General features: G+C 66.0%; 15 protein-coding genes and 1 pseudogene. 9 read left to right on the top strand and 7 right to left on the bottom strand.

Translation table 11 applies throughout. The annotated features are described in order from the left end of the window. The first annotated feature begins 21 nt into the window (after positions 1 to 21). Complete coding sequence (locus tag AWC07_RS25920) at positions 22 to 651, top strand: GNAT family N-acetyltransferase (protein WP_036413966.1); 630 nt, start codon at positions 22 to 24, stop codon at positions 649 to 651. Positions 652 to 935: 284 nt separating this feature from the next. On the opposite strand, the gene AWC07_RS25915 is transcribed toward AWC07_RS25920, so the two are convergent. Together AWC07_RS25915 and AWC07_RS25910 are read right to left on the bottom strand one after the other, a co-directional pair. Next, a complete protein-coding gene (locus tag AWC07_RS25915) occupies positions 936 to 2,111 on the bottom strand; it encodes a PPE family protein (protein ID WP_036413964.1) in 1,176 nt (391 codons plus the stop codon). A gap of 29 nt (positions 2,112 to 2,140) precedes the next feature. Next, positions 2,141 to 2,440 carry a PE family protein gene (locus AWC07_RS25910; protein WP_036413962.1) on the bottom strand — a complete coding sequence of 100 codons (300 nt, stop codon included), beginning with the start codon at positions 2,438 to 2,440 and terminating at the stop codon, positions 2,141 to 2,143. A gap of 729 nt (positions 2,441 to 3,169) precedes the next feature. On the opposite strand from AWC07_RS25910, the gene AWC07_RS25905 reads away from it, so the two are divergent. Further along, entirely contained in the window at positions 3,170 to 4,435 is a 1,266-nt protein-coding gene (locus tag AWC07_RS25905; protein ID WP_036413960.1) for an Rv1453 family transcriptional regulator, read from the top strand. Between the two features lies 1 nt (position 4,436). Here AWC07_RS25905 and AWC07_RS27260 read toward each other — a convergent pair. Then, positions 4,437 to 4,766 (bottom strand): annotated as a pseudogene (locus AWC07_RS27260) (IS1380 family transposase); the annotation flags it as partial. A gap of 441 nt (positions 4,767 to 5,207) precedes the next feature. Here AWC07_RS27260 and AWC07_RS25900 point away from each other — a divergent pair. From AWC07_RS25900 to AWC07_RS25890, 3 genes are all read left to right on the top strand, one after another. Next, on the top strand, positions 5,208 to 5,795 hold the full coding sequence (locus tag AWC07_RS25900) for a type IV toxin-antitoxin system AbiEi family antitoxin domain-containing protein (protein ID WP_036413958.1): 588 nt from the start codon (positions 5,208 to 5,210) through the stop codon (positions 5,793 to 5,795). Then, a complete protein-coding gene (locus tag AWC07_RS25895) occupies positions 5,792 to 6,697 on the top strand; it encodes a nucleotidyl transferase AbiEii/AbiGii toxin family protein (RefSeq protein WP_036413956.1) in 906 nt (301 codons plus the stop codon). Before AWC07_RS25900 ends, AWC07_RS25895 begins: the two co-directional genes overlap by 4 nt. A 327-nt stretch (positions 6,698 to 7,024) precedes the next feature. After that, positions 7,025 to 8,407 carry an FAD-dependent monooxygenase gene (locus tag AWC07_RS25890; protein ID WP_139829889.1) on the top strand — a complete coding sequence of 461 codons (1,383 nt, stop codon included), beginning with the start codon at positions 7,025 to 7,027 and terminating at the stop codon, positions 8,405 to 8,407. 106 nt (positions 8,408 to 8,513) lie between these two features. Here AWC07_RS25890 and AWC07_RS25885 read toward each other — a convergent pair whose 3' ends face one another. The 4 genes from AWC07_RS25885 to AWC07_RS25870 all read right to left on the bottom strand — a co-directional run bounded on the left by AWC07_RS25885 (position 8,514) and on the right by AWC07_RS25870 (position 13,147). Beyond that, positions 8,514 to 9,917: an acyl-CoA synthetase gene (locus tag AWC07_RS25885; RefSeq protein ID WP_036413954.1), complete on the bottom strand. Its 1,404-nt coding sequence runs from the start codon at positions 9,915 to 9,917 to the stop codon at positions 8,514 to 8,516. A gap of 9 nt (positions 9,918 to 9,926) precedes the next feature. After that, positions 9,927 to 10,703, bottom strand: coding sequence for an esterase/lipase family protein (locus AWC07_RS25880; protein ID WP_244187708.1), 777 nt, complete (start codon positions 10,701 to 10,703; stop codon positions 9,927 to 9,929). Between the two features lie 3 nt (positions 10,704 to 10,706). Further along, the gene (locus AWC07_RS25875) at positions 10,707 to 11,615 is read right to left on the bottom strand and encodes an alpha/beta fold hydrolase (RefSeq protein ID WP_036413952.1); all 909 of its coding nucleotides are present in this window, start codon (positions 11,613 to 11,615) and stop codon (positions 10,707 to 10,709) included. Between the two features lie 74 nt (positions 11,616 to 11,689). Next, entirely contained in the window at positions 11,690 to 13,147 is a 1,458-nt protein-coding gene (locus tag AWC07_RS25870) for an aldehyde dehydrogenase family protein (protein WP_036413994.1), read from the bottom strand. Between the two features lie 205 nt (positions 13,148 to 13,352). On the opposite strand from AWC07_RS25870, the gene AWC07_RS25865 reads away from it, so the two are divergent. Genes AWC07_RS25865 through AWC07_RS25850 form a run of 4 tightly spaced genes read left to right on the top strand, consistent with a single transcriptional unit; the run spans position 13,353 to position 15,920 of the window. Then, positions 13,353 to 13,895: an FAS1-like dehydratase domain-containing protein gene (locus AWC07_RS25865; RefSeq protein ID WP_139829888.1), complete on the top strand. Its 543-nt coding sequence runs from the start codon at positions 13,353 to 13,355 to the stop codon at positions 13,893 to 13,895. Next, positions 13,895 to 14,314, top strand: coding sequence for a Zn-ribbon domain-containing OB-fold protein (locus AWC07_RS25860; protein ID WP_036417898.1), 420 nt, complete (start codon positions 13,895 to 13,897; stop codon positions 14,312 to 14,314). Before AWC07_RS25865 ends, AWC07_RS25860 begins: the two co-directional genes overlap by 1 nt. Further along, entirely contained in the window at positions 14,311 to 14,754 is a 444-nt protein-coding gene (locus AWC07_RS25855) for a MaoC family dehydratase (RefSeq protein ID WP_036417899.1), read from the top strand. The genes AWC07_RS25860 and AWC07_RS25855 overlap by 4 nt, the downstream gene beginning before the upstream one ends. After that, a complete protein-coding gene (locus tag AWC07_RS25850; protein WP_036417902.1) occupies positions 14,751 to 15,920 on the top strand; it encodes a lipid-transfer protein in 1,170 nt (389 codons plus the stop codon). The genes AWC07_RS25855 and AWC07_RS25850 overlap by 4 nt, the downstream gene beginning before the upstream one ends.

Here is a 15,920-nt window from a genome sequence, read left to right as displayed (position 1 = left end):
ACAACCGAAACCCGAGATGACATGACTGAACCCGACGTGATCCTGCCGCGGGAACTGAGCGACCTACCCGACGAGGTCCGAAACATCCCGCCGCCGCCCGCCAAACCCGAAGTGCCCGAACCATACGCATTCCGGCTGGCCGATCCCGATACCGACGCCGAGATGATCGCCGAATGGATGCGCCGGCCGCATCTGGCCGAAGCATGGGAATACGTGTGGCCGGTGTCGCGGTGGCAGCGCTACCTGCGCGCCCAGCTCGACGGCAGCTACTCGCGACCGATGATCGGCAGCATTGACGGACAAGATCACGCCTACGTCGAACTCTATTGGGCTGCCAAGGATTCCATCGCGACCCGGTACGAGTGGGCTCCCTATGACCTGGGTATACACGCCGGCATGGCCGACCCGGAGATCACGAACAAGGGAATCGCCCAATTCGTGTTGCCGCACTTGGTGGCCAGTGTGCTCAACGCCGAACCACGATGTCGGAGAGTCATGTTCGACCCGGACTACCGAAACAAGATAGCGCGCAGGTTCTGTGAGAGCGCCGGCTGTGTATTTCTCGGCGAGCATGACATGGCGAATCGCCGGATGGCGCTTTATGCATTGCCCCGCACGCCCGACGATGTGCCCCGGGCTCGAGAGTCCTGATCGCCGATTCCCGATTTGCGGCCGCCGAGTGCCGACCCCCGAGCCCAGGGAATCCCAGCTACCCCGCACCGGGCCGTCATGGCGCCGTATCGAGTATGCGGTGACGGCTCTGACTGTGTATGTAGGGCGGGAATATCCACGATCTGCCCTCCCTGACGGCACACTCGACGCCCTCAACGCACACTCGACGCCCTCAACGCACACTCGACGCCCTCAACGCACACTCGACGCCCTCAACGCACACTCGACGCCCTCAACGCACACTCGGCGCCGGGATTCGGCCATTACCCGGCGGCCGGCGTCCGAGGCATGACATAGGGCCGCGGCGTGACCCGCAGCACGCCGCTGACGCCGCTGCCACCGCCGGCGTTGGCCAGTTGGCCCAGCGGCAGCCCACCGAGCATAGGTGCGGGCCCGGATTCGGCGGCGCTGACCAGGCCGGCAAGCGGCAATGCCCGGGCCGCCGGGACGACCGCCTGATTCGCCGCCGCCCACCCTTGCGGCACCGACAACGAGCCGATCGATAGCGCCCGGCCCAGACCCGCCGCGACCCCGGAACCGCCGATCCCGGAGGAACCCAACCCGCTTCCCAGCGACCCTATGGTCCTGGCCCCCGTTTCGACCGCGGCTTCGACTGCCTTGGCGGCCGCTGGAGCCATGCCCTTCATCACTGAACTCGCCGTGTTGGTCATCGACATGCCGGAGTTGAGCATCGAAACGTGATTGTTGAGCATCGACACGATGTTGCTGATCGGCGACAGATGCGGCGAAATCGCCTTCCAGAGCTCTCCCACGGTTGTGAAGGGTGTGGCGCTTTGCGTGGGCTCGGCGAGTTGTTGCAACGCCTGCGGCACCGTGGACATCAGTTGGTTCGCCGCGGCGGTGTCGGTCGCCTCCTCGACCGCCGCGGCCTGCTGCACCAGCCCGCCGGCATTGGTGATCTCCGGGGCCTCGTCGAACGGCGTGAGCGTTTCCGCCGCCACTGCCGCCGAACCCGCATAGCCATACATCGCGGCGGCATCCTGGGCCCACATTTCGCCGTACTCGGCCTCGGTGACCGCGATCGCCGGGGTGTTCTGCCCGAACAGGTTGGTCGCGATCAGCGTCAACAGCTGGATACGGTTTTCGGCGATCACCACCGGCGGCACCGTCATGGCAAAGGCCGTCTCATGGGCTGTCGCCGCCGCCCGGACCTGGTCGGCGGTCAGCTCGGCCTGCGCTGCGGTGATACCCAGCCAGGTCACGTACGGCGATGCGGCCGCGGCCATCAAGCCCGCCGACGAACCCCGCCACGGCCCGACCAGCAATCCCCAGGTCACCGACTGAACAGTGGACGCAGCGTTGTACAAGTCGATAGCCACGCCATCCCAGACCTGCGCGGCGGCCAGAAGCGAGCCCGAACCGGGACCGGTGTACATCCTGGCGGAGTTGATCTCCGGCGGCAAAGCTCCGAAATCCATCGTCAGTCCTATTCTTGGAACGCCGTCGGTCACTGGGCGGCCGCGGCGTTGGCGGCTTCGGTGGCGGCATACGAACCGGCGCTCGTGGCAAGAGTGGCCACCAACTGATCGTGAATCGCGGCGGCCTTCGCACTCACCGCCTGATAGGTGGCCGCGTGCGCCGCGAACTGCACTGCGACCAATGCCGAGACCTCGTCGGCAGCCGGGGGCAACACACCCGTCGTCGGAGCCGCGGCAGCGGCATTGCCGGCGCTCAGTGCCGCACCGACCGATCCGAGGTTGGCGGCTGCGGCCGCCAAGGCGTCCGGTTGTGCCGTCAGGAAAGACATGAGGGTACCTCCTCGAGACGCCGGGCACCCGCCCGGCAATGCAGGTTGATGGTCGGGTCACCGGTGGCCCACGTTCTCCGCCGCGGGTCGGGTCGGCGGTGATGAACTGGCGTTGATGATTGCGAACAGGCAACGACGGCAACAGGTTAATCTCACCCGAACAGGCCAGCCGGAGGTGCACAATGCACCAACAGGTCCGGCCAGCGGTGAAATCTTCCCCATTGGGCCCGACCACAGGTGCAAAGTGCACAGTGGCCATACAGCGCGACACTTTGTCCCGGACCGGCCGGCGGGTCATCGCGGGTCGGCTATTGCACTGCGCCGCAAGCCGTTCCAAACGGGGATCCTTGACGAGATCGGTTCTGGCGGCGGAACCCCGCCAATCGAGCCAATCGAGCCAATCGAGATATGTTCAGCCTGAATTGAGCTGATCAAGACCGCCCCGGTTGCCGGGTTACCGTTTGCCTCCCGACGAGCATAACTGTCGGGTCCCGTAAGCCGGCCACTCCAATGGCATTCCCGGTCCACGCGGTCAAGCGGCTTCGCGCCCGTTCAACCAGCGACTTCGCGAATCCGCAGCTGCGGCCGTGCCGGCTATCACATCAGCGGCAAACGGACAAGGCGCTGCTGCCGTGAATCCGAGAGGGCAAGGGCGACACCAGGTTAAGTCCCACCCGACAGCGCAAAACGATAACCTATAGCACCAACCCCCGATCCTAAAATCAGCACGTGGTACGGCAACGACCCTCGCCGCGGATTCGTGAGCTCATCCGAGAAGGAGCCCGGATCGCCCTCAACCCCGGCCCGGAATGGATCGCGGAGCTGGATCGTGCCACGGTGGCGGCTAACCCGGCCATCGCCGATGATCCTGTCCTGGCCAAGGTTGTCCAAAAGGCCAACCGCGCCAACCTGGTGCACTGGGCGGCCGCCAATATGCGCGACCCCGGCGCACCGGTGCCGCCCAACCTCGGCGCGGAGCCGCTTCGCATGGCCCGCGACCTAGTGCGCCGGGGCCTGGACACCTTGGCGCACGACGTCTATCGAGCCGGGGAATACATCGCCTGGCGGCTGTGGCTGCACATTGCGTTCGACCTCACCGCCGATCCTGCGGAGCTGCGCGAGCTGCTCGACGTTTCCGCCCGATCGGTCAACGACTTCATCGAGGCCACACTTGCCCACATCGCCGCCCAAATCCAGCTCGAACACCACGAACTGAACCGTGGCAGCCATGCCGAGCGCCTCGAGGTGGTCGGGCTCCTTCTCGAAGGCGCCCCGATCAGCCGGGAGCGCGCCGAGGCTCGGCTGGGTTACCCATTGAATCGGACGCACACCGCAGCCATCGTCTGGAGCGACGAGATCGACCGCGACCACGGCGATCTCGATCGCGCCGCCGACGCGTTCAGCCACACTGTGGGCTATGCGCAACAACTCACCGTGGTCGCCAGTGCGGCCACCCGCTGGGTGTGGCTGGCCGACGCCGCCGGCCTCGACATCGCCGCGGTTGAGCGGGCGCTGGACAACACTGCCGGGGCGCGCATCGCCATTGGAACCACCGCAACCGGGACCGGGGGGTTCCGGCGCAGCCACCTCGAGGCGCTGACCACGCAGCGCACCCTGATGCGACTGAAGTCCGGCCAGCGGGTGGCGTTCTTCTCCGACGTGCAGATGGTCGCTCTGGTCACCCAAAACCAGCAAGCAGCAAGCGAATTCATCACCAGCACGCTCGGGGACCTGGAATCGGCAAGCCCGGAGCTGCAGACGACGCTGCTGACGTTCATCAACGAGCAGTGCAACGCCTCCCGCGCCGCCAAACGCCTCTACACGCACCGCAACACCTTGCTGCGCCGAATCGAGTCCGCTCAACGACTCCTGCCAAGGCCCCTGGGCCGCACCTCCGTCGAAGTCGCGGTCGCCCTCGAAGCGCTGAAGTGGCGCGGCAGCAACGTCGGCAATCTGCCCGCACCCGCACGTCACGACGACGGCGTGCCGGCTTAGGCACGATGGCCCACCAGATCCGGTTCTGGTCGAAGCCGTACAGCGGCAAGTTGGCCCGGCCGGTGCCTTTGGCGGTGCGGATACGGTCTTCGCAGCGAGCTGGCGGCGGTGGCGCAACTGCAGATCGGGCAGCTGACCGCGACCGTGTTGGCGACAAAGGCGTTCAGCCGCACCCATTTTCGGTCGGTGTACCGCAGCTGGCCACCGGGGTGGGTCGTTCGCGGCGCACGATGACCCGCATCCGTGGTGGCCAACCGGACAGATCCAGCACGCCGGCGGCCTCAGCCACCCAGGCGCCTTCGCGGACCTGTTCCTCGGCGTCGTACACGGGATCCACGGTGCCTGGGAATCAGATCAATCGCCGCGCAGTTTCCGCGGATCATGGCTGGCCCACGGCTTAAGCCACGGCGCCCACGCCTCCGACGGCGCCGCGGTCAAACCGCTCAGTTCTGCCGTGCGCGCCAGCGCCCCCCCACCTGCGACACAACACCTGAACCCGTGGCCTCACTGCACCACAATGGATAGGACGCTGAGACTTCCCACCAGCTAGGTGCTCCGATTCTCGCGATATTCAGACTTCAACAATCCGAATTATCCCAGCTCAGAGCATCTTTCTTCAGACGTCCGAGCTGCGCACCCAAGCCAGATATGCCTGTTCAGCAGAAACGTCCTGCGGGCCCAGGTCCGCGAACATTACGGGTGTGGCGCCAGGGACCCCGGTATGTGGATAAAAGTGTTGCACTTAACGTAGATGCGTGTCACACTTTTATCCATGTCGGGGCTCCCGGAACTGCCCGATACATTCACGACCGCGACCGCCCTGGCTCGTGGTGTGCATCCGCGGGTGCTATATGCCTTGCGTGACAGCGGTGACGTCGTCGAATTGTCGCGTGGAGTTTTCCGACGCGCCGACGCGCAGCTAGCCAGCGCACCGGATCTCCTGGCAGTTGCGTACCGATCCCCGGTGGCGATCGTATGTTGTCGGTCGGCCGCGGCGGTTCACGAACTGAGCGACGAGCTCCCCCCCGCGGTGCAGATCGCCGTGCCCACCGGGCACCGCCCACCGCGGATCGCATATCCACCGACAGAGGTATTTCGCTTTGCTGCCAATACTTTCGAAGTTGAACTATCCCGACTGGAGGCGGCGCCAGGAGAGTGGGTACGGATCTACACTCCCACTCGCACGGTCATCGACCTGATGCGACTGCGGCATCGATTCGGCGAGTCGCTCGCACTCGCCGCGCTGCAGCGATACCTGCGCCGACGCGACGCCGCACCAGCGCAGTTGCTGCGCCTGGCATCGATGTTTGATGTGGCGGGACCGGTCCGCCGTGCGCTCGAGGTGGCCACTGCCGAATGAGCCGTCCGACGCGCAGTACTCCGGCCGGGCGCGCCTACCTGGATCTGCAGCTCCGTGCCCGTGCCGAGGGCCGTCCGACCCAAGAGTTGCTTACCCTCTACGTGGTCGAGCGGTGGCTTGCGCGACTGGCACTCTCGTCATACGCCGAGCAATTCGTGCTCAAAGGCGGGATTCTCTTGGCGGCGTTCGACGCGCGCCGGCCGACCGCTGACGTTGATGCGTTGGCGCGGAACTTCGCCAACGACGAAGCGACTGTCGTCGCGCGAATCGTCGCGATCGCCGAGCAATCAATACCCGACGACGGGGTCGAATACCGCACTCACACTGTGACATCGCGCGTAATCCGTGACGAGGACCTGTACTCGGGAGTGCGCGTCGCGATGGACTGCGCAATCGCGTCTGCGGTCATCAAGCTGCGTCTGGACGTCAACTTTGGCGACCCGGTCACTCCCGCACCGCAACACATCGACTTACCTGCGCTGCGGCCGGAGCATCCACCGATTCGAATCCTCGGCTATCCGCTCGAGACCGTGCCGGCCGAGAAGATCACCACTGCAATCAGTCTCGGACCAGCAAACACCCGCGTGCGTGACTACGCCGACATCTACACCCTCACCGGCGACCGAGACATCTCGCATTCGGCCGCTCGCGGCGCGCTAATCGCAACCGCCAATCACCGCGGAACCGATGTCGTCACGCTGTCGTCAGTGATCGGAGACCTTATCGAATCGAGGCGACGTGCCTACGACGCCTACCGGGCCGGCCTCGGACCCGATGGCGCTGCGCTACCACAGGAATTCGCCACCGTGGTGCATGCGGTCCTCGCCTTCGCCGATCGACTCACCGACGCAGCAGCGCCGACGACAAACTGGAACGGTTCGACGCGTTTGTGGATCCACTGAGCGCCGGTGCTGGCGGGCCTACGATCCAGGTCAGACCTCGGGAGCTCTGGGCACCTATCGCGGGGCCGCCACGTCGGTGGACTCTGGCGGGAGGTTGGCGCCCAGATCGACTGCACGGCCTAGTTTCTCGTGGACCACAATCGATTACGTAGATAAGAAGATCTCAATAACACACATGCTGTGAAGTTCCCGGATGCATGTCTCCGGGCATGGCCTACATCCTTACCGTAATATTAAGTTATTCTTATTTTTCTTAAAGTTGATGTACTGTCGGTGCATTGCAGAGGCCGATAGAGCGGCCCTGCGCCGGCGAGGAAAGGAGCCGCGATGGCTAATAAGGGTGCGCATGCCCTGGTTTTGGGGGCTGGTGTGGCGGGGTTACTGACCGCCCGGGTGCTCTCGGAGTTTTACGGGTCAGTGACCATGGTGGAGCGAGACGTCCTGCCAGATCGTCCAGAACACCGCAAAGGTGTCCCCCAGGGACTCCACCTACACAACTTTCTCAGCCGCGGCACTCAACTGATCGGCGAGCTGTTTCCGGGAATCTTGGAAGAACTGGCCGCCGCTGGCGCCGCTGTGGACGATGGTGATGACTTGTCCCGGCTGTATGTCCGCGTCGCCGGCTATGAGCTGAACCCCCCGGGCAAACTGGCCGATCCAGTGCCCTTAGCGGCCTACCAGGCCAGTCGCCCATTTGTTGAGTTTCACCTTCGCCGGCGGGTGGCCGCGTTGGCCAACGTCACGATCCTCGACAACCACAAGGTGATCGAGCCGCGTGTCACCGCCGGTACCGTCACCGGCGCGCGAATTATCAACCACGTCAACGGTATCGAAAGCACTGTGGACGCCGATCTTGTGATCGATACGACCGGTCGTGCATCGCGGACCCGCGCGTTCCTAGAGAGCTATGGCTTTGGCCCTGTGCCGCAAGACATGACGCCCCCAACGTGGGGGTACTCCAGTCACCTCATGCACATCCCATCGGGGCGTATCGGCGAGCGGATGGCGTTCGTCAGTCAGGGCAGTTCGGCACCAGGTGCGGTGCTGATGGCCTACGAGCATGACACCTGGATGCTGGCTATCTCCTGTCCCGTTGGCCTTGGTCCTCCACCGAAAACTTTCATCGAGATGCTGGAAATGGCTGACCGCATCCTTCCCCCCGCCATCAGCACTGTCCTACACGATGCGACACCTATCGGGGAGATCGCGATCTCGCGAGCCACCGCTACACAATGGCAACGCTACGACCGCATGTCCCAGCTGCCCACAGGCCTGTTGGTACTGGGAGACGCGCTGTGCACGCTCAATCCCCTTTACGGCCAAGGCATGACGATGGCCGCCATGCATGCGTTCACGCTCCGTGACTGCCTACAGGCCGGCGACACCGACATGGCGCGCTTCTATAGCGCTGCCGTCGAACATATTGCGCCAGTGTGGGCAATGAACCAGGCCAACGAACTCCCAGCCGCTCCGAACCCTTCGCTACAGGCAAGGATGCGCAGCTGGATGCAACGAGCAGCTTTGGCAGCCGCGACCACCAACATTGCCGTCGCCGAACGGCTCCTACGCGTCCGCGGACTCATCGACCCACCCACACGACTGCAGGACCCAGCCTTGCTCGTCCAGATCCTGCTGACCAACCTCCGACACCCACGCATTAAACCCCTTGACCACCTGACTACCGGGCTGAGCGTCCAGCCTTCCGTATAACGGAAGGCCTCTCGTGTCACGGAAGCGCCCGAGCCTGTTACCGCTCATCTGAAAGTGACCGGTCCTGCTCATTGAAAGTGACCACTCGTAGTCAATTCGAGCCGATTCAGCTTTCCGGCAGCAATTGCTTCTTGAGCACCTTGCCCAGCGCATTGCGCGGCAGCGACTCGACCATCCGCACCTCGCGTGGTCGTTTGTGAATCGAAAGCTGCTCAGCGACAAACTGAATCAAGTCATCGGGGTTCGCTGAGCCGACGACGTAGGCAACGATGCGCTGGCCCAGGTCCGCGTCGGGGACTCCGACGACTGCGGCCTCGGCCACATCAGGATGCCCCAGCAGCACCGTCTCGATTTCGCCCGCACCGATGCGGAATCCGCCCGATTTGATCAAGTCGACCGACTCGCGTCCCACGATGCGGTGCATGCCGCCGGCGTCGACGACCGCGACGTCGCCGGTGCGATACCAGCCGTCCGCGTCGAAGGCTTCCGCGGTGGCATCCGGTCGATTCAGGTAGCCCTCGAACATCGTCGGGCCCCGAACCTGAAGACTGCCAACGGTTTCGCCGTCGTGCGGGACCGGGTCACCGCCGTCGTCGACCAGCCGGGTCTGCACGCCGGCCACCGGCAGGCCCACCCAACCCGGGCGACGTTCGCCGTCGGCCCGGGTCGACACGGTGATCAATGATTCCGAGGCGCCGTACCGTTCGATGGGCCGGTGCCCGGTGAGCGCGACCAGCTTGTCGAAAACCGGCACCGGCAGTGCCGCGCTGCCGGACACCAACAGCCGCGCCGGCCTGAGCGCCTCGGCGGCAGCCTGGTCGGCCGCCACCCGCGACCACACCGTCGGCACCCCGAAATACAGCGTGCCGCCCGCAGCCCCGTATCCGGCCGGCGTCGGTTTTCCGGTGTGCACGAACCGATTTCCGACCCGCAGCGAACCGAGCAGACCGAGCACCAGGCCGTGGACATGATACATCGGCAACCCGTGCACCAGAACGTCATCGGCGGTCCACTGCCAGGCGTCGGCCAGCGCATCGAGGTCCGCGGCGATCGCGCGCCGGCTCAACTGCACGCCCTTGGGCAGGCCGGTGGTGCCCGAGGTGTAGATCACCATCGCAACGGCATCGGGAGACGGCTCGGGATAATGGTGCCAGGACCGGGCCCGCAACCGCACCGGAATGTGCGGCAGCCCTTCGGTTTCGCTGGGTACCGGTCCCAGCCACGCCTGCGCGCCGGAGTCGGCCAGCATATGCCGGCGTTCGGCCACCCCGACGTCGGCCGGTACCGGGACGACTTGCACGCCGGCGAGCAGACAACCGGTGACGGCCAGCACGGTGGCGGCGGTCGGCGTGGCCAGCACCGCGATCCGGTGCGCGCCCGCGACCCGCTCGGCCACCGACGTCGCGGCGCCGACCAGGTCGCTGCGGCTGAGTGTGACGCCGTCGATGCTTACCGCGTCGGCGATGTCGGCGGCGGACAGGTCAGCGGGGTTCAGCGAGGGCAGCAGCACTTGAGCAGGCTACCCAGACCAGTCAACATCCGGGAACAGCGGCCGCAACAGCGCCGGAGCACGAAACGGGGTCCAGCTGTCCCGCGGTTGCGCCAGCCGGTCGGCGATTGCCCACACCGTCGCCGGATGGTGGCCGTAACCGATATGGCTGGCCAGTACCGCGATGTTCTCGCTGCGCGGCCCGGGCGGATTGATGCAGGTCTGCCAGGCGACCATACCGTCGAAGCGCGAGTAGATCGCCGTCGCGGGCACCGGCATGGGTTCGGCTTCGGACTTCAACGGCAGCACATGCTGTTCGGAGTGCAGGTGGGCGTAGCGCTTGAAGCTGGGGGTCGCGCGCGTCTGGCCTTCGTCCTCCATCCGAAACGGGCTGCCGAGGGTGATCACCTGACGCACCGCCGACGGATGACGCCGGGCCAGCGCACGCGCGAAGATGCCGCCCAGACTCCAGCCGATCAGGGTGAGCGGAACGTCATAACGGGCGTGCAGCCCCTCGAGGCGCAGTTCCATGCCGCGCACCGCTTCGGGCGTGGGACCGATGTTGCGGCCGAGGCCCCAGCCGTGGGCCCGATACCCGAGACGACGCAGCAGCCGCCGCAGCGTCCAGGTGGAACCGTCGCCGGCCAGCAGGCCGGGCAGCACCAGCACCGGATGCCCGTCACCGACCGGCAGCATCCGGCGCAGCGGCAGCACGCTGACCAATTGCCCGTACTCGGCCACCGCGCGCGGGATGTCGGTGAGGTAAAGCGCCAGTGGCGGGGCGCTGACGGGGTTGGTCGTGGACACCGATCAGCCCTCCTCGTCCCAGACCTTCATCAAGGTCGCCAAGATCTCCTCGCCGCGGCCCAGCCCGGCGAGGTGGCTTTCTCCCGGAAGGTGGAACAGCTCGGCGTTGGGCAGGCGCGAAACGACGTGCTCCCCGTGGGAGAACGGAATGATGTGGTCGTGGTCGCCGTGCCACCAGCGGACCGGGACCCTCACCTCCTCGAGCCGGAATCCCCAGTCCCGGGCGAACACGATGACGTCGGCAAACGGCGCGGCCAGCTGCTTGCGGCTGCCGTTGAGCAGGTCGTCCAGAAACATCGCCTTGAACTCGGGACGGGCCAGCAGATGCCGGTCGGCCTGGGGTGAGAGCAGCGCGTACACGTCCAGTGCCGGGGACGCGACCGGCCGGGCCGCCCGGATCAGCAGGCTGGCGGACAGCCGCAGCGGGCTACCGCCCAGCTTGAGCAACGGCGCCACCCGCACACCGAGGTTCATCACACCCCCGCTGATCGCGTCGGGACCGTGCGTCGGTGCCACCCCACCGAGCACCCCGGCGGCCACCACCTTGTCGGGCAGCCCGGCGGCGCAGGCCAGCGTGTAGGGTCCGCCGCCGGACAGGCCGACGACGGCCATCTTCTCGATTCCGAGGGTGTCGGCGATGGTCCGCATGTCGTCGGCGAACGCGGAGATGGTCTCGTACTGATACGGCGTCGACGAACCGATGCCGGGCCGGTCGACGCCGATCAGCCGGACGTTGTGGTGTTCGGCATAGACCCGGGCCTCGGTCGGGATCTGCCGGCGGGCACCGGGGGTGCCGTGCAGCCAGAAAACCGCACGTCCCTGCGGGGCGCCGAACTCGGCGAAACCGATCTGGCGGTCCTCACCGACCGCGATGTTTCCTTCGATCTTGGGACGGGCAATTGCGACGACCATCCCGAGAGCTTCGCATGCGAACTTTGCTCGTGACAATCGGAATGGGTCTGGGACGGGCCGTTTTGCCGCATCCCTCAGGCGGGCATCCCGATCGCCTTGCGCTCCATGTACTGGTGCAGGCCGGCGATTCCGCCGCCCTCGCGGCCCAGGCCGCTCTGTTTGAAACCGCCGAACGGCGCGTCGCCGGGACCGAAGCCGTTCACCGCGATCTGGCCGGTGCGGATGCGGCGAGCGACACCGACGGCGCGTTCGGCGTCGGTGCCCCACACCGCGCCGGACAGGCCGTACTGCGAGTTGTTGGCGATCGCGACCGCCTCGTCGTCGTCGCGGTAACGCATAACGGTCAACACCGGCCCGAAGACTTCCTCCTGCGCAATGGTCGCGTCCGGGGTCGAGCCGGTCAGGATCGTCGGCTCGTAATAGAAGCCCGTTTCCAGCGCCGGCGGACGCCGGCCGCCGGTGGCCAGGGTGGCGCCGTCACCGAGCGCGCGGGAGACCAGGCCCTCGACTCGCTGCCGTTGTTGCTCACTGATCAACGGGCCCATCTGGACCTCCGGATCGGCGGGATCGCCGACCTTCACCTGACGCGCCAGCGCCACGAGCCGGTCGACGACGTCGTCGTGCATCGCGTCGGGCAGCAGCAGCCGGCTCTGCAGGATGCATGCCTGGCCGGCATGCAATAGGCAGGACTCGAACAACATCCGCTGCAGCAACTCGTCGGTCAGCGCGGCGTCGTCCAGCACGATGCTCGCCGACTTGCCGCCGCACTCCAGCAGGACCCGCTTCATGGTGCCGGCCGCGGCGGCCATCACCTCCCGGCCGACCGCCGAACTGCCGGTGAAGCTGACCATGTCGATTCGCGGGTCGACGGCCAGCAGCTTGCTGGCCTCGATGCTGCTGGGCGTGACGACATTGACCACCCCGGGCGGGATGTCGGTGTGCTCGTCGATCATTCGGGCCAGCGCCAGGCCGGCCAGCGGGGTCAGCGGCGACGGCTTGAGCACAACGGTGTTGCCGGCCGCCAGGGCCCGGCTGACCTTCATGACGTTGAGGCTGTGCGGGAAGTTCCACGGCGTCAGGATGGAGACGACACCCAGCGGCTCGTGACAGAGCACGGTGGCACCGGCGCCATGTGACCCGATCGGCTCCTCGCGCAGCGTGGTGGCGAGTTGGCCGGCGCGCTGCACGATGAAAGACACGCTGTCGATCTGCATCATGCGCTCGTTGGCCGTGCATCCCCATTCGGCCTGGGACAAGCTGAAGAACTCGTCGGCGTGCTGTTTCAGCGCCTCGCCGAGCTGAGTCAGGCAGCCGGCGCGTTGTTGGTGGCTCATCGCCGGCCAGGGGCCTTCGTCGAATGCGCGACGGGCGGCCTCGATCGCCTCGGCGACCTGGCCGACGCTGGCGTCCGGCGCGGTGGCGATCGTCGCGCCGGTGGATGGCGAGATGTCGTCGTAGCGGCCATTGTGCGGTTCGACCCAGCGTCCGCCGATATAGAGCTGGTAGCTGTCGACAAGAGGTGATTCAGCCATCTGCATCCCCAAACCGAATATCGGTCATATCAACACCTGGTGTACACCGGCCGCAGTTCGGAGTCAACGAGCGTCAGCCCGAATTACCGGCAATTTCAGGCATATTGACAACCAACGTCGCCCCCGGGTAAACACATTGGCGAACATCTTGTGTCGATGTGTCCGATCAGCTGGTTCTCTGACCGATCTGCAACGGGAGGGTGCCGTGGCGTCAGCCGAGATCCGCGCCAAGTTGCGGGCTCTCGTCGGGCAGCACACCGGTGGTACCGGAAAGCCTTTGGTGGCGCCGGATCCGGTCAATCAGCCGATGATTCGGCATTGGGCGCATGCGCTCGACGACATGAACCCGGTGTACCTGGATCCGGAGTTCGCGGCCACGTCGAGGTTCGGCGGCATCGTGTCACCGCCGGTGATGCTGCAGACGTGGACAATGCCGGCGCCGAAGCTGGCAGGGATCCGGGAGCGGGGCGGAGCTCCGACCGAAATCACTTCCAACCCAACGGAATTCCTCGACGAGGCCGGATATACCAGCACGGTGGCGGTGAACTCGGAGTTCGAGATCGAACGCTACCCGCGCCTGGGCGACGTGATCAGTGCGATGACGGTGTACGAGGACGTCTCCGACGAAAAGGAGACCGCGCTGGGCACCGGCTTCTTCCTCACCTGGGTGACGACCTATGCCGACCAGCATTCAGAGGTGCTGGGCCGCCAACGATTCCGGGTCCTGCGATTCAGGCCGAAGCGCTGATGGCGACCCGCCCGGCACCGGCAATCAGCCCAGACACCGAATTCTTTTGGCGCGGACTGCGTGAGCACAAACTACTGATCCAGCGCTGTAACGGATGCACAGCACTGCGCCACCCGCCGCGCCCCATGTGTCCCGGGTGCCGCTCCCTGGACTGGACGGCTGTCGAGTCGTCGGGCCGCGGCACCGTCTTCAGCTACGTGATGCCGCACCAGCCGCGGTTTCCGTTCTTCGATTACCCCTACATCGTGGTGCTGGTGGAACTGGCGGAAGGGGTGCGGTTGGTGTCCAATCTCTGCGACATCGATCCGGCCGATGTCGCGGTCGGGATGCCGGTCGAGGTGTTCTACCAGAGGTTCGACGATGACTTGGTGCTGCACCAGTTCCGTCCCAGCTCGCGAGTCCCGGGAGGATCTCGATGACGGCGGTCAGCACTCTGAGATGGGCCGACGTGGCCGTGGGCGACGAGCTGACTCCGCTCGAGATCCCGGTCACCACAACGATTATCGTCGCCGGCGCCATCGCATCGCGGGATTTCATGCCGGTGCATCACGACCGTGACTACGCCAACAAGCAGGGTTCGCCCAACGTGTTCATGAACATCTTGACCACCAACGGGTTGTGCGTCCGTTTCCTGACCGATTGGGCCGGGCCCGAGGCGATGGTCAAGAAGCTCTCGATTCGCCTTGGCGTGCCGTGCTTTCCGGACGACCCGCTGCGCTTCACCGGCAGTGTGACGGGCAAGTCGGCCGGCTCGGGCGGCGAGAAGTTCGTCGAAGTGACGTTCCAGGCCGCCAACAGCCTGGGCAAGCACGTGTCCGGCACCGCGATACTCAGCCTGCTCGACAAGGCAGGTGCATGACCGGCTTGCTGGCCGGTGCCGCGGCCATTGCGGGAATCGGCCAGACCGAGTTCTCCAAGGAGTCCGGGCGCAGCGAGCTGCAATTGGCGTGCGAGGCGGTCAGCGCCGCACTCGACGACGCCGGTGTGGCGCCCGGCGACGTCGACGGCATGGTCACCTTCACCATGGACGCCAGCGACGAGATCGCCATCGCGCGCAACGTCGGAATCGGCGACCTCAACTTCTTCAGCCGGGTGCCACACGGCGGCGGCGCGGCGGCCGGGACGGTGGTGCACGCGGCAATGGCGATAGCCACGGGTGTGGCCCACGTGGTGGTGTGCTACCGCGCGTTCAACGAGCGTTCCGGCCTGCGGTTCGGCGGCAGCGGGCGCACCAGCAGCGAAACTCCGCTGTTCATGGCGCATTACGCACCGTTCGGGTTGCTCACCCCGGCAGCATGGGTCGCGCTGCACGCCCAGCGCTACATGTCGGCCTACGGCGTCACCAACGAGCACTTCGGCGCGATCGCCGTCGTCGACCGTGCTCATGGGGCCCGCAACCCCGACGCGTGGTTCTATCAGCGGCCGATCGCGTTGGCTGACCACCAGAGTTCGCGCTGGATCGTCGAACCCGTGCTGCGGCTGCTGGACTGCTGCCAGGAAAGCGACGGCGGTGTCGCGCTGGTGGTGACCAGCACGCAGCGGGCGCGGGACCTTCGGCAGCCGCCTGCGGTGATCACCGCGGCCGCCCAGGGCGCCGCCGCCGAGGGCGAGATGATGACCAGCTACTACCGCGAGGACATCACCGGCCTGCCGGAGATGGAGGTGGTGGCCCGGCGGCTGTGGCGGGATTCGGGTCTCAAGCCCGCCGACATCCAAACCGCTTTCCTCTACGACCATTTCACGCCTTTCGTGTTCGTTCAGCTCGAGGAGCTCGGCTTCTGCGGGCGCGGTGAGGCCAAGGACTTCGCCACCGTCGAGAACCTGTCGCTGGGCGGGATGCTGCCGATCAACACCAACGGCGGTCTACTGGGCGAGGCCTACATCCACGGCATGAACGGCATCACCGAGGGAGTTCGTCAGGTGCGCGGCGCCTCCTGCAACCAGGTCGACGACGTCGAACATGTCCTGGTCACGTCGGGAACCGGGGTGTCCACCAGCGGCCTGATTCTCGCGCCGGCCGGGTGA

Source organism: Mycobacterium gastri, assembly GCF_002102175.1.
Classification (GTDB): domain Bacteria; phylum Actinomycetota; class Actinomycetes; order Mycobacteriales; family Mycobacteriaceae; genus Mycobacterium; species Mycobacterium gastri.
The sequence above is the reverse complement of the archived record's forward strand: the minus strand, read 5'-3'. Positions and strand labels throughout refer to the sequence as shown.